The following is a 25,076-nucleotide window of genomic DNA, read 5'->3' on the forward strand; positions in this document are numbered from 1 at the left end:
GTTTACCTCCTTATAGTTTAGAATTTGAAATATCTAAGAGTTCATTTGTAATCTTGTGTTGTCTTGCTTGATGATATTTCAAGTTTAGTTTTTGCAATGCTTCAGTTGCATTATCGGTTGCATTTTTCATAGCCATAATTCTAGATGCGTATTCACTTAACTTAGCATCAACTATTAAGCCATAAATTCTGCTTTGTATATAAATCATTATTAAATCATTAATTGTATTTACTTTAGATCCTTCATAAAAGTATGGATCATGTGCTTTTTTCTTTTTAACAGCTTTGACTTTAATCGGTAATAATATCTCATTTTCTGGTACTTGAGACATACTATTTATAAACTTATTTGAAAATACAGAGATTTCACCATAGTGGTTTGATGTATAAAGGTCAACAAGATGATCCATATAATCCACTAAGATAGATTCGTCAATCGCATCATGGTTTAAAATAACTTCTTCATTAATTCGTTGAAGTCCTTGTTTACTACTAAAAGCGTGTGCACGTCTACCAATTGTGATAACATATACATTTGCTCTATCCATATCTTTAATATGTTCTAAAAATTGCTTGAAAAGTTGTTGATGATAGCCCCCTACCAAACCACGGTCTCCTGAAATCAAAATAAATAATTTCTTATCTGATCTTTGTTTTGTTTCTAGAAAATAAGTATTTTCTTCAACATTTAATACATCATTTAAGACTTCATCAAATGCATTTTTAAATTTATAGTATTGCTCATAAGCATTTTGTGCTGACATTAATTTAGAAGATGCAATTTGATACATTGCTTTCGTAATGGATGCTGTCTTTTCAATAGAATCAATTCTAGATTTTAAGACTTGCAAATTAGCCATTAGATAAATCTCCTTACGTGATCTATAAATAATTCCATTAATGCCTTATCTTTAATTGCCTTATGTTCAACAAGTTCTTTTCTAAGTTTTTTACCAGTTTCATTTAAAGATAAACCTTGTTCGATTTCAGCCATTAAAGACCTGATTTGTTTTAGGTTTAAATCATCCATAAAGCCATTTTCTAGTGCATAGAATGTTACAATTTGACTTGGCATATCAATGAGTTCATGAACATCTTGTTTTAAGATTTCAACTGTCTTACGTCCACGGTCTAAACGACGCTTAGAACTTGGGTCTAAGTCTGAACCAAATTGTGCAAAACTTTCTAACTCTCTAAAGTTAGCCAGTGAGATACGCAAGGTTCCAGCAACTTGTTTCATCGCCTTCCACTGAGCACTACCTCCTACACGTGATACGGATAACCCTGCATTAATTGCAGGTCTTACCCCTTGGTAGAACAGTTTTTGTTCTAAGTATAATTGTCCATCTGTAATACTAATTATATTGGTTGGAATGTAGGCACTTATATCTCCTGCTTGTGTCTCAACAATTGGTAATGCAGTAATTGAACCACCACCATGTTCCTTACTTAATTTCCCAGCACGCTCTAAAAGTCTTGAGTGCAGATAGAAAATATCTCCAGGATATGCTTCACGTCCACTTGGGCGTTTCATTAATAAAGATAATTCTCTATATGCTACAGCATGTTTTGATAAATCATCATAAATAATTAATACATCTTTACCTTGTTCCATAAAGTACTCAGCAATCGATGAACCTGTATATGGCGCAATGTAAAGTAATGTTGCTTCTTTAGATGCCCCAGCATTGATAATCACTGTATAATCCAGTGCATCTTTAATTTGTAATAATTTGACTAGATTGGCAATCGTTGAGTCTTTTTGTCCGATAGCAACATACACACAAATAACGTTTTTACCACGTTGATTAATAATTGTATCTATGGCAATTGTAGATTTTCCAGTTTGTCTATCCCCAATAATTAATTCTCTTTGTCCTTTTCCAATTGGAACAAGTGCATCAATTACTTTGATACCTGTATGAAGTGGTTCATTTATAAATCCACGGTGCATTAAGTCTTTTGCAGGGCGTTCAATCGGATAGTATGCATCAGCATTAATAGTACCTTTAAGGTCCAGTGGATTGCCTAGTGGATCTACAACTCTACCAAGTAGGTCTTCACCTACTGGTACTTCAAATATCTTTTTAGTGGCACGAACGTTATCCCCTTCTTTAATGAGATCAGTACGTCCAAATAAGATAATACCTACATGAAACTGTTCTAAGTTAAACACGAGTCCTTTAACATCATGAGGTAGTTCAACAAGTTCCCCTAGAATAGCCTGGCTTAAACCATAAACGGTTGCAATACCATCTGCTACGCTTAAAACTTTACCAATACTTTCTAGTCGGACGTCAGCTTTATAGTCTTCAATTTGTTTTTGTATAAGTGCACCAATTTGGTCAATATCAATTTTAGCCATGTGATCATCCTTTCCTAGATATTTGTGCGCATATCATCTAAAGCTTTCTTTAGTGAGCGCTCAATACTACGTCCTTGATATGTCATCTTTACACCTTCTATTAATGTTGGATCAATATGTTGGTTGAATTCGATTTCTAGACCAGGTAGGTAGTCTTGAATTTCTTCTTTTAATTGATTTAATCTTTTTTTGCTAAGTGGCTTAGCTGAATATAATTGTACATAAGCGATTTTTTGGTTTAGTCTAGATTTAGCAATCCATTGTTCGTATATATCTTCGTATAGTCTCACTTGATGATGACGAACAAGCAGCATTAAAAAATTCATGAATAAAGCATCAAATATGCCAAGTTCTGTTAACATTTTATTTTTGACTCTATTTCTAATCATTGGAGAGTCTAATAAAACGATCCAGTCCGGGTAATCTCTTGCGAGTGATACAAACGTCTCAAACTGTTCAATGATAGATTCGATAGCGTCTTCTTTAAGTGCAAGCTTAAAGAGTGCATCAGAATAAATAGTTGATGTCATAATTTCTCATCAAGCATTTCATCGATAACTTCATCGATGTTTTCATCCGTAACTTGGTGGGATACAATCTTTTCTGCTACATCAAATGCAATATTTTTAATGTTTTCACGTATTTTTTCGCTTTGAAGGCGTAATTCTTGCTGAACATCTCTATCCACTTGTTGAATACGTCTTTTAGCTTCATTACGTGCATCACTAATGATACGCTCTTTTTCAAGTTGCGCTTCACTCATTAATGTATCTTTCATTTGACGAGCTTCTTTTCTCATAACTTCATATTCAGTTTGTAGTTCATATCTGATTTGTGCGACACGTTCACGTTCGTGAGCTGCTTCATGAAGTTCTTTAGACAGCGCTTCTTGACGTTGTTCTAAGTATCTTGTAATAGGTTTCCATAGAAAGATACGTACAACAATAATTAGAATAACAGTTGCAGCTATTTGCCATAAGACTAAATCCCATCGCTCGAAGATAGAATTTAATCCTTCTTGAATCGCATCAGATATTTCTTTGAAAATATCCATAATTTATCCTTTTACTTACTTGATAATATAAATGCAATAATTAATGCATAAATACCAGAAGTTTCTACCATCGCTTGACCTAAAATCATGGTCACTGTAATTTTACCACTTGCCTCTGGTTGGCGGCCTACAGCCTCAACCGCACGTGCAGCAGCCAGCCCTTGTCCAATACCTGCTAAACCAGCAGCCAAAATGGAAATACCAGCGCCTAAGTATGCTAAACCTGTAGCAAAAAATTCAGTTTGTGTCATTATTTGAAAGAATGTATTCATGTCATATGCCTCCTTTGATTTCTAAATCACTTTCTTCTATTTTATTTGATGAAAATACTGTTGTAAGTAATACAAACACGATGGTTTGAATCACTCCAAATCCTATATCGAATATCGCATGTGCTACTGGTCCTGCAATCACAGTTGCTGGTCCTGATACCGCATATATTAGTGTAAGTACTGCTGCTCCGGATGCGATGTTACCAAATAGTCGCATCGTCATGGAGATTAACGGGGTTAAGTCACTTAATATATTTAAGGGAATCATGACTGGTGAAAACCACCACATAGGTCCCATTAAAGTCTTAAAGTGCTTGAGTCCTTTTGATCTTAATCCAACTGACTGTATTGTTATAACACTTACAATTGCAAATGCTAATGTGACCGTTGCATATTTTGTTGGTGTATCTAATAAGAATAGTCCAGATATGTTGGATAAAAATATAAAGATAGCAAGGCTTAGTATAATCGGTGCAAGCATCTTCCAGTGTTTACCAATGTTATTTTTAGCATAGTTGTTCATAAACTGAACAAATGTAATTATACCTGTCATAACTTTGCCTGGATTATCACCAATCTTTAATTTGCTGACTTTATGCCTGATAATTAGTGAACATATCAGTACAACAAGAACAATGATGAAACTTGACCATATGTAGTAGGGAATAGTTAATAAATATCTAATCACTTGTTCTATCATCATCTCACCCCACTTTTACTTGTTAATGCATTGATGATTGTAGCAATCTGTATAATAGAAAACCCAGTGACTAAACTAATACCTATAAACTCTAGATTAGCACTATCTTTATTTAGCCAAATAACTAAAAATGCAACAATTACATAAATCATATATCTAAGAAATAAGGTACTAAATACAGTAATTTGATTGATCTCTTTATAACGTTCAATACGCTCTAATAAAAAGTAATTACCAATAGTAATCACGCCCGCGATTAAGAAATAAAGGAGTAGATCTAAAAATAAGGTACTATAAATAATTGTACCTATAAGTAATAACATGCCTGCATAAACATACGTTTTTTTTAAATTAATCGCTTTGTCCGTTTTCTTCATTATCTACCTTGGTTAACCTTTCATTCCTAAAAAATTGATACAACAATAACATGCTAACAAATAAGCCTAGAATTAAACCGATACCTGAATATAATGCTTCACTAGTACCATCTGGATCTTGATATTTACCAAGCATGGCACCTAATATGCCCCCCAGTATCATGTTGAATATAAACTGGGTTACTAACACATAAACTTTAATTGCTCTTCTCATGTTATCACCACTTGTTTAAGTCTTATTTATAAAAAATAGTTATTTCTTATTTAAATTATAACATAAAACAGCCCTAATCTAAAATGATTTGTCTAATATGTTATTAATCTTTATATTGATACTAAATGCCTTATAGTAAGCCATTAAACATAAAAGAAATACACAGATATACCGTTATAAGTATATCTGTGTATCTGGGATTATTTTTCTTCACCTGAGACCATAAGCTCACCAACGTGTACCGTTGGAGAACCAGTGCCTGAAACATCAAATGTGAGGTCTGAACCAATACCTTGAATATTCTTTAATACATCAAACCAGTTTCCTGATAAGACAACCATTTTAACTGCATGGTCTAGTTTACCATCTTTAATAAATACGCCGCCAGCTTGTAAGCTAAAGCTTCCATTAGAATGGTTCACACCTGCGTGTAATCCAACAAGATCAGTGACATAGAAACCTTCTTTAATGTCTTTAATTAATTCATTAAAGTCTTTTTTACCAGGTTCTAAGTATAATCCAGCAGGTCCAATGCCACCACCAAATGCGTTACCAGTTGGTGTTTCATTAAATAACTTAGCTGTTTTTAATGAATGTAAGAAGCCTGTGAATACACCATTATCAATAATCTTTTTAGGATTTGATGCAACGCCTTCATCATCGAATGAGTTTTGGAATGGTGCTAATTCATTTAACGGATCATCCCACAGATTAAAGCCTTCTACTGCAATTTGTTGACCCTTTTTATCTTTAAGTGGTGTCATTTTACGGTAAGCCGCCTCACCTGAGAATAGCCCAGAGAACACGCCTAACATATCACCAAATCTTTTAGCCGAGAATACGGTGTTATACTTTTTAGTTTTAATCGATTTACCATCTAATTTAGATAGACCATTATCAATAGTCTTTTGAGCATCTTTTGCGGCATCAAAGTCACTAAACTTCTTAGCCAGTGTAATATCAAAACCTGTTTTGATATCACCATTTTTCTCAAAGATACCTACTGCATATGCATAAGAGAAATTATGTTTTCTAGTTAAGTTTAGTCCTTTAGAGTTAATGATGGTTGTTTCACCATAACTTTCAGAGTAACTTGTAGTATCTACTTGTTTAACAAATTCATTAGCTAATACATTTTTTTCTAGTGCGATTAAGTAATCAATCTTTTCGTTAACCGGAACACTATCAAAATCAAATGTGTTTTCTTTAACTACAGGGTAACTTGGTGAACCCTCAAATATAATTGCAGGTTCTTTAACAGTTAAAGCCTCTGCATTTAATTTAAGTAAATCAAATGCTTTATCAACTGCTTCATCTGATAAGTCTTCTAAAACAAAACTTACTAATTTCTCATCATATACTGCACGGATTTTAGCTTTTTCAACATCAGAGGTCGTTAGATTTTCAACTTTACCTTGATAGACTTCAATAGATAAACTCTTTGATCTTGTTGAAAAGATTTCTACATCACTAAAGCCTTTTTTTAATCCTAATTCAATCCAATTTTTAAACATTATTTGTTACCTCCTTGACCACCGACAAGCATTTTAGATACACGAATTGTCGGTTGACCTACATCAGTAGGAATAGATCCTGATGCTGCACCACACATACCTTGTCCATATGTTTTATTGTTTGCTACACGGTCAATTAATTGAATTGTTTCTGCACCATGACCAATTAACATTGCACCTCTTACAGGTTTTGTTAATTTACCATCTTCAATCATATAACCTTCCATAACAGCAAAGTTATATTCACCTGTTGCAGGGTTTACTGTACCGCCACCTAACTTCTTAGCGAATAAACCATATTTTGTATCTTTAATGATATCTTCATATTCTTCAGTACCATTTTCAATATAGGTTGTATTCATTCTAGCTGTCGGAGGAAACTTATAACTTTGGCGTCTACCAGAACCGGTAGATTCATAGTTCATACGTTTACCACTTCTATAGTCTGATAAGTATCCTTTTAAAACACCTTTTTCAATCAGTAAGTTTTTACGTGTTTTGTTACCTTCATCGTCAAATGTTGTACGGCCCCATTGACCATCTTCATCACCATCATCATATGCTGTAACCACTTCACTAGCTACTTTTTGACCAAGTTTACCTGCAAACGGTGATAAACCTTTAGATACTGCAGATGTTTCAAGAGGATGCCCTACAGCTTCATGGAAAATCACGCCACCAAAGCCATTGTGAATGACAACAGGCATTTCTTGTGGTTCCATATTATCTGCATAAAGGTAAGTCATAACTGAATGTCCTACATCTTTTGCTAGTGCTTTCAAATCGATTTCATCAAAGATTTCAAAGCCCATGTTTCTACCTGGTGCCTCATATGCATCTTGCATCAGTTCACCATCTTGAGCAACTGCAGATAATACAACACGTGTATACGTTCTTACATCATCTTGATAAATACCATTTGAATTAGCAATGAGTACTTTTTGTTCCCATTCAACCAGTGATGCTCCAGCTTGAATAATTTTATCATCATGATCTTTAATGATATGAGATAACTCAATTAATTTCTTTGATTTTTCAGCTGGTGTCACTGAATTAAATGGAATTTTAATGTTATTTACATAAGGTAATTTATCACCTAATGGTTTCACCTTATTTGGTGCATCATTAAATGACCCTCTTAAAGTTAACATTAATTTTTCAATTGATTGATAACTTGTATCATTTGAGTAACCATACACTTCATCGATGCCCTTTAATAAACGAACACCCACGCCATAAGTATTTCCGCCACCGGCAGAAATTACATCACCATTGTTTACGGTGATTCGACCACTATATGTGTCTTCTAAAAATATTTCAGAAAAATCTGCACCTGTTTCCAGTCCCAAACCTAATAATGTTTCTAATTCTTTTTTACTAAACATGTGTTTCACCTTCCTTTTTGTCATATTGCAATTGATATAGGTTATAGTATAACCCATTTTGTTTTAAAAGTTCTTGATGTTTACCTGATTCTACAATTTCACCTTTACTCATAACAATAATTCTATCACTATGTTGAATAGTAGATAGTCTATGTGCAACAATAAGCATTGTAGAAATATTCATCATTTTATTTAAGGATTCTTGAATAATTGTTTCTGTTTCAGAGTCAATGTTTGCTGTTGCCTCATCTAGAATCATCAGACTCGGATTATAGACAACTGCTCTAGCAAAACTAATTAATTGTCTTTCACCACTACTAAAGTTGTTACCACGTTCTTTAACCACATGATCTAAACCTTCAGGTAGCTTGTTTAAGATATAATCTAGACCCACATAATTACTTGCACGTTTAATGTCTTCATCTGTAATATCAGGGTCACCAAGTGTGATGTTATCTCTAATGGTTCCACTAAATAAGAAGACATCTTGTAGCATTTGACCAACAAATTTACGTAAGGATGAACGCTTAATGGTTTTAATATCAATCCCATCAATAAGGATTTGTCCCTTTTGGATATCGTAGTTTCTAACAATCAATTGTAGAATTGTTGTTTTACCACTACCTGTGGCACCAACAAATGCTACCGTTTCATTTGGATTGACTTTAAAGGAAACATCTTTTAAGATCCATTCACCTTCAATATAGCTAAACCAAACGTTTTTAAATTCGATTTGTCCATCAAATTTCTTTAGTTCAATCGCGTCCACATCATCTATAATATCTGGTTTTGTATCTAAGACGTCAAATATTTTTTCTGCTGAACTAAAACCATTTTGAAGTGCATTAAATTGTTCAGATATTTGCTGTATTGGTTCGAAGAACTGTCCAACATAAATGTAAAATGAAATAAATAATCCGACACTTAAGGCACCATCAATGACGGTTGTTACACCAAAGTATACTGTAAGGATAGTAGCTATCATAGAAATCATCCAAATAATCGGTCTATAAATACCAAATGTATTGATTTCTCTATAATAACTTTTCATTAACTTATCATTTAATAACTTAAAGTTTTGAACCTTCTTTTCTTCTTGATTAAATATTTGAGTGATTTTCATACCACTTAAGTTTTCAGATAAATAGCCATTGAGTTCTGAAATGTTTGTACGCACATTTCTATATGCTGTTCTTGAGTATTTCCTAAAAATGGAGCTTGCTAGTAAGATAAGTGGTAAGGTTAAGAAAGTTAGGAGTGCCATTTGCCAATTTAGTACTAATAGCACAACTGCAATCACAATCATCATAAGAACGTTTCTTAATAGGTTAACAATCGTGTTTGTAAACATATCAGAAATGTTACCTGGGTCATTTGTTGCACGAGTAACTAATTTACCTACTGGTAATAAATTGATTTGACCAATTGATAAATTTTCAATATGTTCAAATACTTCTTTTCGCATGACGTGCGTCACATCTTGGCCAATTTCTTGTAAGATACGTTGTTGGAAAAATCCAACAACAACACTAATCATTAAAATGACTAAACCTATAAGTGTAGCAACTGCTAATGCTAGCATCTTTTGATCGTTTGTTACATCTGTTTTAGTCATATAGTCAATCGACCAACCGGTTGCAAGTGGTAATACAAGATTTGTAAATATCGTAACAAACATCATAAAGAATGCACCAATGAACTTACCTCTATACGGTTTTAAGTATTTTAATAATCGCTTAATTAATGTTTTATCAGCATGTGCGGCATGGTTGTCTTGAAAATCACGCATGTTGTTCACCTTCTTCCACTAATGCTTCTAATGTTTGTAGTTTCACCATTTCTTGGTAAGTAGGATTTGTTTTTAATAGTTCTTTATGTGTACCTAATCCAATAATACGACCTTCTTCAATTAATATAATCTTATCTAGATTTTTAACGGTTGAAATACGGTGAGCTATCATTAAAGTTGTTCGACCTTTTCTAATTTTTCTTAAGTTAGATATAATTGCTTCTTCAGTTTTTGTATCTACTGCAGATACAGAGTCATCTAGGATTAAAATGGTTGGATCTTTTGCGAGTGCTCTAGCAATAGAAATACGTTGTTTTTGACCACCTGATACAGTTGTTCCACGTTCACCTAAGATGGTGTCATATTGTTCTTTAAAGGACATCACGTTTTCATAGATATCAGATAGCTTGGATACTTCATGTAACCAGTCTTCATCAATTTGATCTTTAAATGAAAAACCAATATTGTTTCTAATCGTGTCTGAATATAAGAAGTTATCTTGTGGTACATAACCAATATGATCTCTTAATGCCTTAATAGAGATATCGGTCATATCATGTCCACTATAGCTAATCATGTTTGGTTTTGGTTGATATACGTGAAGTAGTAATTCTACTAAGGTAGATTTACCAGAACCAGTTTTACCTAAAATACCCACCATTTCACCAGCTTTAATCTCAAAGTTCATATCTTTTAATACGTATTCATCGCTATCTGGATAATTAAAGTTTAGATTTTCCACTTTGATGTGCCCATCAAGTTTAACTTCTTCTAAAACTCCTGGTTTATCAACAACATCTGGTTTTGTTTCTAAGAATCCATAAATTCTTTTAGCGGATGCTTGAGCTTGACCGTTGACCATCATAAACCAAGATAGCGCGAATACTGGCCATAACAACGTAAAGAAGTAACTAATATATTCCGTTAAATCACCTGATTTCAATTCATTTTGTGCAATTAAAATTGAACCATATACGATAACAGATAAAATCACTAAAGTAATCATGACGTCAATAATAATGTTGACAACAATCGAGTACTTCACATGGGTCATCGTTGTATCATATAGTTTTTTTGATTTTCGATCAAAAGTTATTGCTTCTTTAGCTTCTCTGACATACGCTTTTATCACTTGAATACCTGTAAAGGATTCTTGAGTAAAGTCACTCATTTGTTCAAATGATTCTTGGCGTAATTTAAACTTAGCTTGCATCTTTCTATTTAAGAAATATACTAAGACACCCATAAGTAGGATTGGTATACCTGCATAAAGGGTCATCACTAGGTTTAAACTAAACATTCTAATTAAGACCATTGCCCCTAAAAATAGACCGTCTACAAGCATTAAGAGTCCAAAACCATATAATTCTTTAACTGAATTAAGATCGTTAATGAAGTAACTCATTAAACCACCTATTTTTTGATTAGAATAGAAGTTTTGGGATAACTTGGCTGCGTGTTCAAACATATGTAGTCTAATATCTGTTTCTACTTTTCTACCATTACCAAATAGTAGCACACGCCATAAATAACGTCCTACAGTCATAAATATTACTATCCCAATGAGATAGTAAATTAGGTTTAAGATGTCACCTACTTGTGTCACCGTACCTTCTTCTACACCTGTAATGACTTGATTAAATATTCTAGGAATTTCTAGTTGAAAGTAATCTAGGCCAATGAGTAATAAAATACCCAATAGAAATGACCATCCATATTTAATGTAATAATGTCTAAAATGTTTTAATAATATCATCTTGTTTTATACCTCTTAACTATTCTATCAAAAATGTGGAAATTATTTGATTTTAAACCTTGTTTTTGTAGTAATAGTTATCTGTTTTAATTTTTTTATATATAACTAGCCTTATTTTATAAGATTCCTTATATCAGGCGTTACAAACATAAACTATCCGATGTTATTTTATCGGATAGTTTATGGACTTACTCAACAATAATTCTAACCTTATCGCCGTCTTCTGTATCAACAGTTAGAATCTCACCTAATACACCTTGATTGACCATCATAAGAATAGAATCTAAATCGATTTCATAATCATCTAGTTTTGCATTACCAAACTTACCGTTTTTTAAGAGTTTTGCAAACTCAACTGGAATATTGATTCTAACCTTTTCACCATCAGCTGTATCTACTATGATCTTTAACATTCTAAATGATTGTTTCTTCTCATTTGGTACCGTGATAAGTTCTTGTTCTGGTTTATCCATGAGTGCAGATAGTAATTTTTCAGCCTCATCTGGTGTGATGACACCTGATTTTAGTAATTCTAATATTTGAAGTCTTTCTTCTTTTAAGTTATCCATTATTCGGTTTCTCCTTTAACTTTTTTAATGATTTTAATTGCTTCTTCAACTTTCATTTCACCAGTTTTAATTTTATTTAAGATTTCTTGTTGTTTATTTTTAATATAAACTTCATCAATTTTAACTGGTTGAACCTTAACTCTTACAGGTTCATCATCATCTTCATCTACACTGTAACCAAGTGATGTGATTGCTTCATCTAAGTACTTTTTAACTGTAGGGTAGCTAATATTCATCTCTTTTTCTACCGCTTTGATGTTACCTCTGTTTTTAACAAATACCTCTATAAAGTAAAGTGTTTCTTTATGGATATAGTTAAACTTTGAAAAACTAAATTCACCCTTAATTTCCGTGTGACAATGATCACACGCTAAATGCGTAATATGTAAATCTTTATTACATACAGGGCAGATTGTTATAACGTTATGTTTATTTGACATTTTTTATTCCTCATTTCTTAAAGTGTTTTTATTTTTATATAAGCATCTTTTGAATCTACTTCGATGTAGACGTGCTTTGATGTGATAAGTTGGATTAAATCTTTGTTTGTTATAAAGTCATTGTCTAAGCTCTTTCTTTTGATGAAGAACTTAATGAGTCCTGTAGGTATTGGAAGTATTGTAAATAAAGAGAATATACCTGTGAAGATGGGGTGATCTTTAAAACGAAACTTTACTTTGATGAAGTGTGTCTGCTTCAATTTAACTTTTACATTATAAAGTAATTGATAAGCTTCTTCTACACTCAGTTTTTGATGGTAAACTTTATTTAATGTTTTAATTTGTTTCATTTTTTCAATACTTTCCTTAATATTTTTAATTTACACATTGATTTTATTGCTTATAATTAACTTTGTCAACACTTTTGATTTAAAAAATTAAAAAAATTAATTCCGACGTTAATTTTTTCAAATTTTCAGTTTATTTTTGTATAATATATATAAGTGAGGTATATATATGAAAAGATTACAAGAAAGATTTTTACGTTATGTAAAAATAGATACACAATCAGATCCAAACTCTACAACTTTTCCTTCTACTTTAAAACAACTTGATTTATCTAAGTTGTTAGTTGAAGAAATATCATCAATGGGTTTTGATGCAAGATTAGATAAAGACGGCTACGTTTATGCCAAAATCGATTCTAATATCGATAAGAAGGTGCCAAGTATTGGTTTTATCGCACACGTGGATACTTCTCCAGATGCACCAGGTAAAGATGTAAATCCTAGAATTATTAAAAACTATGATGGTTCATTAATTAAACTAAACGAAACATTTCAGATGCATCCAGATAAGTACCCTTCGTTAAAAAAGGTAATTGGTGAAGATATTATTGTCACTGACGGTAACACTTTATTAGGTGCCGATGATAAAGCAGGTGTTGCAGAAATTATGGAACTACTTCATAGAATCGCTGATGATAAGTCTATCAAACATGGTGACATCTATATTTGTTTCACACCGGATGAAGAAATCGGACAAGGTGCTGATAGATTTGATTATGAATGGTTCAAAGCTGATTTTGCATATACTTTAGATGGTAGCGAAGTTGGTGGTATTGAATACGAAAACTTTAACGCTGCAAGTGCAGACGTTAAATTTATCGGTAACTCCATACACCCAGGTAGTGCTAAAAATAAAATGATTAACGCACTTCACCTACAAATGGAGTTCCATAGTATGTTACCTAAGTTTCTAGATCCAGCAATTACTGAAGGTTATGAAGGTTTTAACCACTTATCGAATGTAACTGGTCAAGTTGAAGAGGCTTCTGCACACTATATTATTAGAAATCACCATATGGCTAAGTTTTTAGAACAACAAAAAACTTTTGAAGCGATTAAAAACTATATGAATGAAAAGTATGGTTATGAAGCTGTTGTATTACATATTAAAGAATCTTACTTAAATATGTATGAAATTATTAAAGATCACATGTACGTGATTGATTATGCAGTCAATGCAACCAAAGCTGCAGGCTTAACGCCTAAATTTGAAGCAATTCGTGGCGGTACAGATGGCGCTAGATTAACTTATGGTGGACTTATTTGTCCAAACCTCGGTACAGGTGCATATCACTTCCATGGACGTTTAGAGTTTGCAAGTATTAACCAAATGGAAAAAGCTGTTGAAGTTATGTTTAATATCATAAAGGAAGTACAAAAATAAAAGGAGGTTTTATTTTATGTATGTAGCAAACCCAGATAGATATCAAAAGATGCAGTATCGTAGATTGGGTAACAGTGGTTTAGTGTTACCTGTGCTATCTTTTGGTATGTGGTATAACTTTGGTGAGCATAATGATTATGATACATCCAAAGCAATGATTTTAAAAGCATTTGATCACGGTATCACACACTTTGATCTTGCGAATAATTATGGTCCACCTCCCGGACATGCAGAGACTGTAATGGGTCGCATTTTAAACGACGGTCTTATAGCTTATAGAGATGAAATCATTATTTCTACTAAAGCAGGATTTAGAATGCATGATGGTCCTTATCAAGATGGCGGTTCAAGAAAGTACTTAATGTCTTCGCTTGATCAATCACTAAAAAGATTAGGTATCCCATATGTTGATATCTTCTACCATCATAGATATGATAGTCAAACATCTTTAAGAGAGACAATGATTGCATTAAGGGATATTGTTTTAAGCGGTAAAGCATTATATGTAGGTTTATCAAACTATAATGCAGAACAACTAAAAACAGCGCATAAAATACTTAATGAACTCAATGTTCCATATGTCATTACTCAGCCAAGCTATTCCATGTTAAATCGCTGGATTGAAAAAGATAATTTATTAGAAACTCAAAAAAACCTAGGTGGTGGCGTTATTTGTTATTCAGCACTCGCACAAGGTTTACTCACTAATAAGTATATTACAGGCATTCCAAGTGATTCACGTGCCAAAAACCCTGACGCACTTTGGTTTAAAGAAAAAGATGTCACACCTGAAGTTGTTGAAAAGTTAAAAAAACTGGACTTGATCGCATCCAAACGCGGTCAAACAATTGCACAAATGGCACTTGTTTGGACCTTAAGAGATGAAAAGATGACTTCTACTTTAATTTCTACATCAAAACCTAAACAACTAGAAGAGAACCTAGCTGCATTAGATAATATGAATTTTACAGAAGATGAATTACTACAAATCGATCACATTTTAAATAGTTAGTATAGTTAAAGGCACCTTTAAAGGTGCCTTTATTTTTATAATTTATCAAAATAACCTTCTAAATATAAATTAAGTATTTTTTTATCTTTCCTAATGCCTAATGCACTTAAGTAGTTTAACTTAGAAAACGGATTTTTTGAAACATAAATCATTTCCTTAAAGTCAAAGTGACTACTATCAAATAATAACATATCATGTGTTGTACAGTTTAACTTTATATGTTTTAGACTTAAGATAGGTCGCACCTTTTTTAACCATCTAGTAAATGATGCATGATCGATATGACTTGTCACATCCTCAATAAAGATTGCGTCATAAACTTTAGCGTTTGAAATCATCATACTTAAAACAAGAATCGCTTTTTCACCTTTGGATAAGTCGCTAAAGTTTAGTATCTTTCCATCATTGTAATGAACATCAATTGCATGTATAGACAATTCGTTTAGATTGCGACCACTTAATTTGTAAAACTCATCATATACTTCAATAAAAAAGTTTGATGTATTAAACTTCGTGACATGATTTCTAAACTCATCTAATAGATGATCATAACGGTGTCTATTTAAGCGATACCTCAAATCATCTAAGGTTACTTCTTTATATTGAAGCGAATGTATTTGAGGTAGTACAGATTGTACCAATTTTAATACACTCACATAATGACTCTCATCCATATCTGTATAGAAGTTGATATGATTATCCGGTCTTAGAAATTTTAGTTTATGGATATAGTCTGCTAGTTTTGAAAGTATGAGTGCACCCTTACTTTCAGAAAAGTCTTTTAATCTTAAGTGATTTAATATAAACTCACGTTTATCAAATCTTAAATCATATAGATAGGTTTTAAATCTTTCAAAATCAAATGGCGTAAATATTCTTTCTAATTTATCACCAATCGTAATATCATATCCATCTCTTATAAAATACACATACTTGGATGTTTTAGTGACTTGTTCTAATGCCTCATAAAGTATTTCACTTTTATCATAATTAAGTGTTGTATGATAATGAATCATCTGATTATCTATCATGAATTCAATGGTGTAGGTGGTCTTTATTTCATCAGGTATACGTTCAACTGATCGCATACCATATAAAAACACTTCTTTAAACTGTTTTATAGCTTCAAACACTAGTGATTTACCAGAACCTACTTTACCAAATAACATATTAAAGATAAGCTGATCATCAAAGTTTAGAGTAACCTCATTATGTATTGATTTGAAATTTGATATTTTTATACTATTTATCATATTATTCGTAATTCCTTATCTATATTTTATATATTAAGATGTCTATATAATCTATCTTACGATTATTTCGTTTATATTGCAAGAAGTTAGTAAAAGAAGATGTCTCTATATATAATATACAAGAATTAGAAAAAGGATAATGATATATATGATTAAATTAGAACATATAAGTAAATCATTTAAGACAAAAAATAACAGTGTTTGTGCACTCGATGATATTTCACTTGAAATCCATGATGGTGAGATATTTGGCATCATTGGAAAAAGTGGTGTTGGTAAATCCACGCTACTAAAGATACTATCTTTATCAATGATGTATGATACCGGCACATACACATTAATGGATATAGATGTTAAAACGTTAACTCATAAAGATAAGGTTAAACTTCTACAAAACACTTCGTTTATTTATCAAAACTTTTCCTTACTATATAACTTAAATGTTTTAGATAATGTCAGTTTACCTTTAAAGTTACGTGGTGTCGATAAACTAACCCGTCATCAAAAGGCTAGAGAGATGTTAGCCTTTGTCGGCCTAGATTCTAAAGCACTAGATTATCCAATCACCTTATCTGGTGGCGAGGCACAGCGTATCAGTATTGCTAGAGCGTTAATTACAGATCCTAAACTACTTTTTTTAGATGAACCCACTTCAGCACTTGATGAAGAAACTGCCTATGATATTTTAAAGCTTATTAGAAAACTACATGAAACCTTCAAACCTACGATTGTATTTGTCTCACACCAAATACAATCCATCAAGTATCTATGTGACCGAGTGATGATGCTTGGAGATAATAAGATTAAACATATTGGAAAAATTGATAAATTAAGTACACTCTCCACCACTTATGATGCAATCTGGGGTGACAGACTATGATCATGTTTATCAGTCAAATAGATCAATTAAAACTCATAGATGCTGCACTTGAAACATTCAATCTATTATTGGTAAGTACATTAATATCCTTACCAATTGGTACATTACTTGGTATGATGTTTGCACTTTATGAAAAGAAAGTATTTCATCAGTTTAAATCTCTTGTACATATACTTTCTATTTTAGTAAGTATCATACGTTCCATTCCATTTGTTTTATTGATGGTTATCATCATACCAACATCATTTGATCTATTTGGTACAAGTATTGGTTTCATACCTTCTATTATGGCATTAAGCCTGATTGGAATAGCTACATTAGCTAGACTCGTGGAACAAGCTATCATAGATATGAATCCAATGATAATTGATATTGCACACACAATGGGTGCATCTAAATATCAATTATTTAAAGAGTTTATCTTTGTAGAAGCAAGATCATCCATAATCTTAGCGTTTACTTCGTTTTTGGTAAGTCTACTTGCTTATTCTTCTGTGGTTTATATTATCGGTGGTGGAGGATTAGGCTATACTGCGATTCAATAGGTTATTACTCACCTGTTGGTAAAACCTTAATGTGGGCTTCAACCATTATTATGATTCTAATTGTACAAGTAGTTCAACTACTTGGAAATATACTTGCAAATTATTTAAACAAAAAGAAAAGAGGTCATTAACATGAAAAAATTATTACTTATCACAACTACCATACTTTTAGGCTTATTAACTGCTTGTACATCTTCTGATGATGTATTAAAAATTGGCGTAAACTTTTATCCGATGCCTGAGTTACTTGATTTAATTGAAGCGGATTTATTAGAAAAAGGTATTAAAATTGAACAAGTTCAAATGGATTACAACGTATTAAACACGCCACTAAATAACGGTGAAATTGATGGAAACATGGTACAACATCAATACTTTATGGAATTCTTTAATAAGGCTAATAACGCAGAACTTGTCATTGCACAACCAATTTATCATTCTTACTTTGCATTATATTCAGGTGTTTATGATACGTTAGAAGATATTCCAAATGGTACAACAATTTATGTACCTGAAGATGTCGTCAATCTACCTAGAGCTTTAATCTTACTAGATAGTTTAGGATTAATCACTTTAAAAGAAGGCATTGATGTCACAGCTACATTAGATGATATTGAATCAAACCCTAAATCCCTTGTATTTGAAACAAGATCCCTTGGTACAACATCAAGTGCATACCATTCAGATGGTTCTAAACTAGCGATTATGTATCCGACTTATGCAAGAGATACAAATAATCAATTAATGGATGATAGTCAAGTTTTAGAATATGAAGAATTAAATGATTTAACTAAGACCTATGCGATTAGTTTTGTAACTAGAAAAGATAATTTAAATGATCCTAGAATTCAAACATTTATCGAGATTCTTACATCCGGTAAAGTAAGAACTTGGTTAGAAACGAATTACGGTTGGGCTGCTACACCTGCATTCTAAGACTTTAAAAAAAACCTCATTTGTGATATATTAAATACAAGTGAGGTATTTTTTTATGGACATTTTAAAAACATTTTTAACTGAGTGGTTAACAGGTCTAGCATTTGACCCTGTATTAGTTAGTTTAATCGTTACTGTTGCTTCAATTTTTGGTTGGATACTTATTGGTTCTGTCTTTCATATGGTCATTAAATTGGTCATTTCAAGACTTAAAGCTAAAGAAAAACGTATGGTGAGACGTCAACGTACTGTTGCAGCACTCATATTGGCCCTTATTAAGTATTTGTTCTGGTTTGTTATGGCCATGATGGTCTTAAAAGAATTTGGCCTTGATTTAGCCCCAATCCTTGCAAGTGCCGGTATCTTAGGTTTTGCTGTTGGCTTTGGTGCACAAGAACTTATTAAAGACATGATAGCTGGATTCTTTATTATTTTTGAAGGTGCGATGAGTGTAGGAGATTTTGTTGAAGTTGGTAATTTTTCCGGTACCGTTCAAGAAGTAGGTATTAGACGTACCAAAATCTTAAATTGGAAGAATGAATTGAGATTAGTGAATAATGGTGATATTAAATCACTAACCAATTTTGCAGGTAGAGATTCAGTGGGTGTTGTAGAGTTTTTCGTATCTGCTCAGTTTGATATAAATCATTTTACAAGTGATTCATTTAATGAGCTACTAGCTAGTTATAAAAAGTATGACGCTATTACTGAACTTCCAAGTTATCAAGGGGTAGTGGATACACAGTTACATAATTTAAAACTAAGAGTTATTTTTAAGACTCAAAATCAAAAGCATTACAGTATCGAAAGAGATTTAAGACGCGATATTCAAGTGTTTATTCAAAGCATTCGAGAAGAAACTAAAGTGTTTTAGAAAAAAGCCGACTAGGTAAGAATGGGAGACATTCTAGTACCTAGTCGGTTTTTATTTTTATATATGATTAATTTCTATTTGGATTCCATTCAATAGGGTGTTCTTTCCATACTGTGAAATCTATACCTGGTACATTTGTTTGATCTGTTGGGTTTGTAGGTAATAATAACTCCCAAAAAGACCCGTCGTATATAACAAAATCACCTTGTAGATATCTATTTGTTGATACCCAAACATCAGTTAACTCGTTCCAACCATTTCTACTAGTACCTGGCTCTGAAGTATTAGTTGTATCATGATTACCATACCATACATAATATTTACCTTCATGTTCTACGATGCTCACTTTAGAACCTGAGCGATAATACATCGCTGTAGGGCTCCATTTTAATGATAATGGTTGCCACGCTCCAGAAACACCTGGTATTTGATTTTGTGAAGTCCCACTTCTTAGAATGTAGAGATCATTATTATAACTAACGATTGAATCTTGAACGTATGTATTTTTAAAGTCCCAATTTTCTTCTAATGACCACCAACCTGATGTTGTCTCTGGATTGGTGTTTATTGTTGCTGTTGGGTTATTCCAAAAGTATCTTTTACCATTGTAGATTATACTATCATAACGGTTATAAGTTGTTGTAGATAGATAATTTCCACGATGATTGAGTAATCTCCAGTTTGCACTTGAACCCGGTGTATTACCAGTACTTACAGCATTAACTGCAATGTAGTATTGATTATTATAAGAGACAATACTTTGAACTGGATATGCTCTATTAACATATTCTATGCCAAGTCGTTGATATCCATAAGCACCTAGTGCAGGTACACTCCAGTTTTCAGCTACCGTTACTTTATAATAATATCCCTCATGATATACATACTCGCCTGACTGATATTTACCCTTATTATGCTCACTGTAATTGATACTCATGTATTTTAAATTGTAGTGTTGTTCAATAATTTCACTATGTGCGGTAAAACTACCGTAAGACACATACCATGACTTAATATCATTAGATAGTGTATAAGTTACATCGCCAGGAGTATATACTTTACCTGTTTCATGTTCTAAACCTAAGAGTTCCCATGCCCATGCTAGTGGTGGAGGATTTCCAGCCCATACATTAGCTTTTGCACGATAAAATTTATTATTATAGTAAATAATTTCACCAGCTAAGTAAGCTCTTGTATCAGAGTAGTATACAGAAATAGTTTGCCATGCCCAAGGAGATGCATCTGGTTCTGCACCTGTAGATGCTTGTCTAGCTTTATAATAACCAGCGTTAACCCCATTACCACTTAAGTCATCATAGTAGACCATATCACCAGATTTATACGTAACATTTGGTTGCCAAGTTGGCACCATGGAAGGTGCATACAACACATCTTCTAATCCCCAACTTGTAATTGGCCCATAAGTTATTTGAATTTCAATTGTATTTCCATTTCTTGAGACTGTGAAATTAAGATGGTTTACTAAATTAATTCTAACATCATAAGTACCCGCAGGAAGTGTTAAACGGTTAGATAGTGCAGATCTTGTATGCCAAATATAACTAAAGTTATTTGTACCTGATTTAAACTCCACATACACACCACGCGTATATTGAGGATTAGATACTCCATTAAAAATAACATTTAATGATTGACCTGAGATATTGGAAGGTACATTAAATTGCTTAATTACGTGATTAGAAGCTGCTAGATTCCAATTTGAAGATCGATTAGTTTGAACAGCTGATACTACTAAACTTAGTTTTAAAACGGCATTATTTGATAAGTCGTTTAATACACTTGTATTCACAGATGCATTAGTGATAAATCCAACATCAAATGGTGTTAAGCCTTTTGATAAGACTTGATCATGCATATAGTATCCTGAATTATCGATACGGTTTGATTGTGCATAATTCCATGTAAACACATTAGGTTTATTTTGTACAACGTTGTTTACAGTCCATACTTCGACTAATTTAAATCGAACATTAACCGTTTTTAATGCAGTGATTAAAACATTTATTGAAAGCGGAAAAGTTGAACCACTTAAATTATTTGAGATTTGTGATTTAGTAAATTGAATTGCATATTCTGTTTGATTATAATAACTACTGTTATAGTCTAGTGGTTGAGAACCTAATTGTACTCTTGCACTTGATGATATAAGTTCTGTACTACGTGCATTAAGGTCAAGTGCCTCAGTTGAAGGTTGTAGTGTAAACCATGCATAAGCACCTACTATTGTTGATAGGAAAACGGTTGTCATAAGAAATAATATAATGATTTTTTTTATTTTTCTCATAGTATTACACCATAACCTTTACACGGTATACGAGTGCATGATACACAGACTTTTGAGCCGTTGTAAGACCATCATAAGCGCCCCAAACATAAATGTATACACGTATAGATGATTCACCTTGAAGTGAAAATCCTGCTAAATTATGTTGATTCATCGCTGTAAACACACTACCAGTTGATTGGAAATATTGAAATCTATTTGCCATGTATACAGTTTGTGTTAATGTAGGATGTTCTTCTAGCACAAGATATTTTAAACCAGCTTGATTACCAGCATACACACCAAATTCAGGTGCTGCTACAACATTAAGTTGTAGATTCACATTCACTGATGTTAATCCTGGATTAGTAATAACAATTTCAAGTACTGATGCATATCCATAAAAGTTAAAACTTGTATCATTAAAATCACTATCATTTAAGTAAACTAAGTCTCTTATGCGATCTCCTAAAAAGATACCTTCAGTTTCAGCATCAATTTCTAAGACATCCTCATTACCCATTAATGAACCTTCAAAGTAATCTACATTTGCACGATTGCCATAGTCAATAAACCAAGCAAAAACGCCAGTTGCCATGGAAGCCACTGATACAAGTAAGAATATGATTAAGATAACTGATCTTCTTAATGATTTCATACGTACCTTTCCGATGCAACTGGCTGTCTATTACTAATTAGACCCTTTAGTTTTGCGTCCTTAAGTTACCTTAAGTTTGCCTTTTAATCTTGACGTTTGTCGTTTTTTTGTTTTAATTCTTGTTTATATTTTTCTAAGTCTGTTTTATATTTATATTTTTGACGCTCAGTAATTTGATAAATTACTATGAGTAGTTGAAAAATAAATATAAGTGCAATAATTAATATGATGATACCAATGACTAAGAGTCGTTCATTTACTAAATACCTTCCAATAAAACTACCACCACTCCATACTACTTTAGATAAGTACTTTTCTTTGGTAATATAACCTTCAGTATCAAAATCACTTTCATCATTATTGACACCTTTTGTAATATAACCTTCTGGGTTTTCAGAGATAATTTCATGGATTATAACTCGGTTATCCATAGATGTGAACGCAATGACATCTCCAATTTTCAAGTTATCAAATGCTACATCATTCATAATAACAAAGTCCCCAACAAGGATTTCGGGTTCCATAGATGGTGTAAGTACTAAACCGTAACTAACACCTAAAATTGAAAATGGCTTTTTAGTTATTTGACTTAATAAGGACATTGTAACAAATATGAGTGTGAAGAATATGATGATTGTTACAATAATCTTTTTAGTATGATTAATTGTCTTTTTCATTTACCTTTTTTTAAAGCAGCCATTGCTTTATCATGAGATGCTTTAATTTTCTCTTTTTGTTTATCAATGTATTGTTTTTGTTTTAACTTTTGCTTTTCTTTAGAAATTCTAAGTTTTTCTTGAGCTTTTTCTTTACGTTTTCTTAGTCTTTCTAGTTCACGCTCAGCCTTACGTTTTTGAATATCTGCAATACGTTTAGCTTCTTTTTTGTATCTTTCACGATACTGTGTTTTTAATTCAAGCAACATTTCATTATCTTTTGCAACTTGAACCTTTTGTTCATCAAGCATTTCAACACGCTGTAATTTTATGTACTCTTCATTTAGTTCACTAACTCTTTTAGCTTCTTTTTTAAGCTTTTCATCACTGTCTAGTTTAACAGACTTGAAGAATCTTTTTTGATATCTAAGTGTTGTTTGATACCATTTTTTCTCTAGTGCGATTGCTTTTTTGTAATCAGCTTCTTTTAGTTGTCTTACGATAGATGCAATTTTAAATTTTTCATCTGCACTATCTAAGTCATCTTTAGGGTTAGTTTCTTGAACTAATCTATCGAAGACATCATCGTCTTGATTGATTTCAAAATAAGATGCATAAAGACTGTTTGTTATTTCTATCGTATCTTTTAAAGCTTTTCTTAATGCGACTTCATATTTAGGTTCTGTCTGCATGTACTGATCAATAGTTTTCTTAAACATCTGTTTTGTCTTGTTTAAGTAAAATTCATTCATCAAAGTATCTTCAATTTTATAGCTTTCAGGATCGATTTTAAGTTCATCCGCAGTAAGTTTTATTTCTTCTGCTTTTTTCACCTTAAAACTTTTGGTTAATAACTTTTGGTCTTTTTCTCTTACAACATCATGAAACATCATGGTTGAGAATGCAAATAATGCATTTTGACTTAAGTGTTTACGATATGTTTCATTAAATCTTTTTTGTTTTACATCACGAATAAGTTCAAACCCTAAACTATTGTACTGGTCTAAGTATTGCCAGAGTAGGTAACAATTTCGGTAGTTCGTATTTTTTAAGATGATTTGTGTTTTCATGATTGGGGCTTTTACCTTTCGGTAATTGCGCATCGTCTTCATGAATTCAGTATTTAAAGCATTTGCTAACTTTTTGTGAAGTTCTTGTGCACGTGCTAATAACTTTTGATTATCTTCTTCAATTTTACCTTGATCGATAGTTTGAACTTCTCTTAAATCTATATTAATTTCATATTTTGAATTATCTATGGATAACTCAATGGTATTATTTAACTCTTTAATCTTTTTAGTATTAACGTCTTCTTCAAGTATTCTCATACGTCTTGAGACAAAATCTACTAAACGTTGAATCAGAGTTGCAACAAATCTATTTTCATAAATACCAAACTCATCTTCTGAAAATTCAACTAAAAGCTTTTTAGGCATAACCTCAGTTGTTGGTTGATCTTTGTCTGGTAGTTTGAGTAAGTGTGTATTTGCAGCTAAGTGTCTAACAGTTCTAGATGTAGTTTTCTTTGCTTTTTCAACAATTACGACTTCCTCTTCAACTCTTAAGGCTGATTTGTAGTTTCGTAATATTTTATCTACATAAGGATAGTATGATTCAATAGCAAATATCCAGTGATCATCGAACTTTTTTGTTTCTGTTGTCTCTACTTGCTTAAGTTTATTTACGCCATCATATAAACCTTGATAAAAGTAAACAGGAAAGTCAGTATCTTCTTCGAGTTCATCAAGTCTTGAGATTAACATGGTGTAGAATAAATCTAAATCATAGCTATTTTTCAAATAGAGTCAACCTT

At 32.2% G+C, this 25,076-nt stretch carries 26 protein-coding genes and 1 riboswitch; of the genes, 6 read left to right on the plus strand and 20 right to left on the minus strand.

What is annotated here, in order from left to right; all coding sequences use genetic code 11:
* Positions 1-10 precede the first annotated feature (10 nt).
* From atpG to ACL_RS04930, 15 genes are all read right to left on the minus strand, one after another.
* Positions 11-859, minus strand: a complete 849-nt coding sequence (gene atpG, locus ACL_RS04860) for an ATP synthase F1 subunit gamma (protein ID WP_012242924.1) — start codon at positions 857-859, stop codon at positions 11-13.
* Positions 859-2,364 (minus strand): F0F1 ATP synthase subunit alpha, encoded by a 1,506-nt coding sequence (atpA, locus tag ACL_RS04865; RefSeq protein WP_012242925.1) that lies wholly within the window; start codon positions 2,362-2,364, stop codon positions 859-861. Before atpA ends, atpG begins: the two co-directional genes overlap by 1 nt.
* Positions 2,365-2,378: 14 nt before the next feature.
* Positions 2,379-2,894, minus strand: a complete 516-nt coding sequence (gene atpH / locus ACL_RS04870) for an ATP synthase F1 subunit delta (protein WP_012242926.1) — start codon at positions 2,892-2,894, stop codon at positions 2,379-2,381.
* On the minus strand, positions 2,891-3,418 hold the full coding sequence (locus tag ACL_RS04875) for a F0F1 ATP synthase subunit B family protein (RefSeq protein WP_012242927.1): 528 nt from the start codon (positions 3,416-3,418) through the stop codon (positions 2,891-2,893). The genes atpH and ACL_RS04875 overlap by 4 nt, the downstream gene beginning before the upstream one ends.
* A gap of 11 nt (positions 3,419-3,429) precedes the next feature.
* Positions 3,430-3,690, minus strand: coding sequence for an ATP synthase F0 subunit C (gene atpE / locus ACL_RS04880; protein WP_012242928.1), 261 nt, complete (start codon positions 3,688-3,690; stop codon positions 3,430-3,432).
* A 1-nt stretch (position 3,691) separates the two neighbouring features.
* Positions 3,692-4,393: a F0F1 ATP synthase subunit A gene (locus tag ACL_RS04885; RefSeq protein WP_012242929.1), complete on the minus strand. Its 702-nt coding sequence runs from the start codon at positions 4,391-4,393 to the stop codon at positions 3,692-3,694.
* On the minus strand, positions 4,390-4,767 hold the full coding sequence (locus ACL_RS04890; protein ID WP_041634135.1) for a hypothetical protein: 378 nt from the start codon (positions 4,765-4,767) through the stop codon (positions 4,390-4,392). The genes ACL_RS04885 and ACL_RS04890 overlap by 4 nt, the downstream gene beginning before the upstream one ends.
* Entirely contained in the window at positions 4,742-4,981 is a 240-nt protein-coding gene (locus ACL_RS04895; RefSeq protein ID WP_012242931.1) for a hypothetical protein, read from the minus strand. The genes ACL_RS04890 and ACL_RS04895 overlap by 26 nt, the downstream gene beginning before the upstream one ends.
* Before the next feature lie 200 nt (positions 4,982-5,181).
* Positions 5,182-6,495: a TldD/PmbA family protein gene (locus ACL_RS04900; protein WP_012242932.1), complete on the minus strand. Its 1,314-nt coding sequence runs from the start codon at positions 6,493-6,495 to the stop codon at positions 5,182-5,184.
* A complete protein-coding gene (locus ACL_RS04905) occupies positions 6,495-7,880 on the minus strand; it encodes a TldD/PmbA family protein (RefSeq protein ID WP_012242933.1) in 1,386 nt (461 codons plus the stop codon). The genes ACL_RS04900 and ACL_RS04905 overlap by 1 nt, the downstream gene beginning before the upstream one ends.
* Positions 7,873-9,669 (minus strand): ABC transporter ATP-binding protein, encoded by a 1,797-nt coding sequence (locus ACL_RS04910; RefSeq protein WP_012242934.1) that lies wholly within the window; start codon positions 9,667-9,669, stop codon positions 7,873-7,875. Before ACL_RS04910 ends, ACL_RS04905 begins: the two co-directional genes overlap by 8 nt.
* Entirely contained in the window at positions 9,662-11,425 is a 1,764-nt protein-coding gene (locus ACL_RS04915) for an ABC transporter ATP-binding protein (protein ID WP_012242935.1), read from the minus strand. Before ACL_RS04915 ends, ACL_RS04910 begins: the two co-directional genes overlap by 8 nt.
* 188 nt (positions 11,426-11,613) lie before the next feature.
* The gene (locus tag ACL_RS04920) at positions 11,614-11,994 is read right to left on the minus strand and encodes an SHOCT-like domain-containing protein (RefSeq protein ID WP_012242936.1); all 381 of its coding nucleotides are present in this window, start codon (positions 11,992-11,994) and stop codon (positions 11,614-11,616) included.
* Positions 11,994-12,434 carry a DUF2089 domain-containing protein gene (locus ACL_RS04925; RefSeq protein WP_012242937.1) on the minus strand — a complete coding sequence of 147 codons (441 nt, stop codon included), beginning with the start codon at positions 12,432-12,434 and terminating at the stop codon, positions 11,994-11,996. Before ACL_RS04925 ends, ACL_RS04920 begins: the two co-directional genes overlap by 1 nt.
* A gap of 17 nt (positions 12,435-12,451) precedes the next feature.
* Positions 12,452-12,784, minus strand: a complete 333-nt coding sequence (locus ACL_RS04930; RefSeq protein WP_012242938.1) for a hypothetical protein — start codon at positions 12,782-12,784, stop codon at positions 12,452-12,454.
* Between the two features lie 166 nt (positions 12,785-12,950).
* On the opposite strand from ACL_RS04930, the gene pepT reads away from it, so the two are divergent.
* Together pepT and ACL_RS04940 are read left to right on the plus strand one after the other, a co-directional pair.
* Positions 12,951-14,165, plus strand: a complete 1,215-nt coding sequence (gene pepT / locus ACL_RS04935; RefSeq protein ID WP_012242939.1) for a peptidase T — start codon at positions 12,951-12,953, stop codon at positions 14,163-14,165.
* 16 nt (positions 14,166-14,181) lie between these two features.
* Entirely contained in the window at positions 14,182-15,177 is a 996-nt protein-coding gene (locus ACL_RS04940) for an aldo/keto reductase (RefSeq protein WP_012242940.1), read from the plus strand.
* A gap of 35 nt (positions 15,178-15,212) precedes the next feature.
* Here the strand turns inward: ACL_RS04940 and ACL_RS04945 are convergent, their stop codons facing one another.
* Positions 15,213-16,430, minus strand: coding sequence for an ATP-binding protein (locus ACL_RS04945; protein ID WP_012242941.1), 1,218 nt, complete (start codon positions 16,428-16,430; stop codon positions 15,213-15,215).
* 148 nt (positions 16,431-16,578) lie between these two features.
* Between ACL_RS04945 and ACL_RS04950 the strand changes: the two genes are divergently transcribed.
* The 4 genes from ACL_RS04950 (at position 16,579) to ACL_RS04965 (ending at position 19,665) form a co-directional block, all read left to right on the plus strand.
* Positions 16,579-17,310, plus strand: a complete 732-nt coding sequence (locus ACL_RS04950; protein ID WP_012242942.1) for an ATP-binding cassette domain-containing protein — start codon at positions 16,579-16,581, stop codon at positions 17,308-17,310.
* The gene (locus ACL_RS04955; protein ID WP_049751960.1) at positions 17,307-17,855 is read left to right on the plus strand and encodes an ABC transporter permease subunit; all 549 of its coding nucleotides are present in this window, start codon (positions 17,307-17,309) and stop codon (positions 17,853-17,855) included. Before ACL_RS04950 ends, ACL_RS04955 begins: the two co-directional genes overlap by 4 nt.
* Positions 17,856-17,987: 132 nt before the next feature.
* A complete protein-coding gene (locus ACL_RS04960; RefSeq protein ID WP_012242944.1) occupies positions 17,988-18,791 on the plus strand; it encodes a MetQ/NlpA family ABC transporter substrate-binding protein in 804 nt (267 codons plus the stop codon).
* A 55-nt stretch (positions 18,792-18,846) separates the two neighbouring features.
* Positions 18,847-19,665 carry a mechanosensitive ion channel family protein gene (locus ACL_RS04965; RefSeq protein ID WP_012242945.1) on the plus strand — a complete coding sequence of 273 codons (819 nt, stop codon included), beginning with the start codon at positions 18,847-18,849 and terminating at the stop codon, positions 19,663-19,665.
* A 67-nt stretch (positions 19,666-19,732) separates the two neighbouring features.
* On the opposite strand, the gene ACL_RS04970 is transcribed toward ACL_RS04965, so the two are convergent.
* From ACL_RS04970 to ACL_RS04985, 4 genes are all read right to left on the minus strand, one after another.
* Entirely contained in the window at positions 19,733-21,970 is a 2,238-nt protein-coding gene (locus ACL_RS04970) for a hypothetical protein (RefSeq protein WP_012242946.1), read from the minus strand.
* A 4-nt stretch (positions 21,971-21,974) separates the two neighbouring features.
* Entirely contained in the window at positions 21,975-22,607 is a 633-nt protein-coding gene (locus ACL_RS04975; protein WP_012242947.1) for a hypothetical protein, read from the minus strand.
* Positions 22,608-22,618: 11 nt separating this feature from the next.
* A riboswitch (cyclic di-GMP riboswitch) is annotated at positions 22,619-22,698 on the minus strand.
* Positions 22,691-23,284: a signal peptidase I gene (locus ACL_RS04980; protein ID WP_012242948.1), complete on the minus strand. Its 594-nt coding sequence runs from the start codon at positions 23,282-23,284 to the stop codon at positions 22,691-22,693. Its footprint overlaps the riboswitch before it by 8 nt.
* A complete protein-coding gene (locus ACL_RS04985; protein WP_041634146.1) occupies positions 23,281-25,062 on the minus strand; it encodes a hypothetical protein in 1,782 nt (593 codons plus the stop codon). Before ACL_RS04985 ends, ACL_RS04980 begins: the two co-directional genes overlap by 4 nt.
* Between the last annotated feature and the right edge of the window lie 14 nt (positions 25,063-25,076).

Source organism: Acholeplasma laidlawii PG-8A, from assembly GCF_000018785.1.
Classification (GTDB): Bacteria; Bacillota_I; Bacilli_A; order Acholeplasmatales; family Acholeplasmataceae; genus Acholeplasma; species Acholeplasma laidlawii.

Coding starts and splice junctions, on each gene's coding strand:
- ACL_RS04975 (WP_012242947.1), bottom strand. CDS start 22,607: ATGAAATCATTAAGAAGATCAGTTATCTTAATCATATTCTTACTTGTA.
- ACL_RS04955 (WP_049751960.1), top strand. CDS start 17,307: ATGATCATGTTTATCAGTCAAATAGATCAATTAAAACTCATAGATGCT.
- atpE (WP_012242928.1), bottom strand. CDS start 3,690: ATGAATACATTCTTTCAAATAATGACACAAACTGAATTTTTTGCTACA.
- ACL_RS04890 (WP_041634135.1), bottom strand. CDS start 4,767: ATGAAGAAAACGGACAAAGCGATTAATTTAAAAAAAACGTATGTTTAT.
- ACL_RS04930 (WP_012242938.1), bottom strand. CDS start 12,784: ATGAAACAAATTAAAACATTAAATAAAGTTTACCATCAAAAACTGAGT.
- ACL_RS04905 (WP_012242933.1), bottom strand. CDS start 7,880: ATGTTTAGTAAAAAAGAATTAGAAACATTATTAGGTTTGGGACTGGAA.
- ACL_RS04960 (WP_012242944.1), top strand. CDS start 17,988: ATGAAAAAATTATTACTTATCACAACTACCATACTTTTAGGCTTATTA.
- ACL_RS04970 (WP_012242946.1), bottom strand. CDS start 21,970: ATGAGAAAAATAAAAAAAATCATTATATTATTTCTTATGACAACCGTT.
- ACL_RS04895 (WP_012242931.1), bottom strand. CDS start 4,981: ATGAGAAGAGCAATTAAAGTTTATGTGTTAGTAACCCAGTTTATATTC.
- atpA (WP_012242925.1), bottom strand. CDS start 2,364: ATGGCTAAAATTGATATTGACCAAATTGGTGCACTTATACAAAAACAA.
- ACL_RS04945 (WP_012242941.1), bottom strand. CDS start 16,430: ATGATAAATAGTATAAAAATATCAAATTTCAAATCAATACATAATGAG.
- ACL_RS04910 (WP_012242934.1), bottom strand. CDS start 9,669: ATGCGTGATTTTCAAGACAACCATGCCGCACATGCTGATAAAACATTA.
- ACL_RS04900 (WP_012242932.1), bottom strand. CDS start 6,495: ATGTTTAAAAATTGGATTGAATTAGGATTAAAAAAAGGCTTTAGTGAT.
- atpG (WP_012242924.1), bottom strand. CDS start 859: ATGGCTAATTTGCAAGTCTTAAAATCTAGAATTGATTCTATTGAAAAG.
- ACL_RS04925 (WP_012242937.1), bottom strand. CDS start 12,434: ATGTCAAATAAACATAACGTTATAACAATCTGCCCTGTATGTAATAAA.
- ACL_RS04940 (WP_012242940.1), top strand. CDS start 14,182: ATGTATGTAGCAAACCCAGATAGATATCAAAAGATGCAGTATCGTAGA.
- atpH (WP_012242926.1), bottom strand. CDS start 2,894: ATGACATCAACTATTTATTCTGATGCACTCTTTAAGCTTGCACTTAAA.
- ACL_RS04885 (WP_012242929.1), bottom strand. CDS start 4,393: ATGATGATAGAACAAGTGATTAGATATTTATTAACTATTCCCTACTAC.
- ACL_RS04920 (WP_012242936.1), bottom strand. CDS start 11,994: ATGGATAACTTAAAAGAAGAAAGACTTCAAATATTAGAATTACTAAAA.
- ACL_RS04875 (WP_012242927.1), bottom strand. CDS start 3,418: ATGGATATTTTCAAAGAAATATCTGATGCGATTCAAGAAGGATTAAAT.
- pepT (WP_012242939.1), top strand. CDS start 12,951: ATGAAAAGATTACAAGAAAGATTTTTACGTTATGTAAAAATAGATACA.
- ACL_RS04915 (WP_012242935.1), bottom strand. CDS start 11,425: ATGATATTATTAAAACATTTTAGACATTATTACATTAAATATGGATGG.
- ACL_RS04980 (WP_012242948.1), bottom strand. CDS start 23,284: ATGAAAAAGACAATTAATCATACTAAAAAGATTATTGTAACAATCATC.
- ACL_RS04950 (WP_012242942.1), top strand. CDS start 16,579: ATGATTAAATTAGAACATATAAGTAAATCATTTAAGACAAAAAATAAC.
- ACL_RS04965 (WP_012242945.1), top strand. CDS start 18,847: ATGGACATTTTAAAAACATTTTTAACTGAGTGGTTAACAGGTCTAGCA.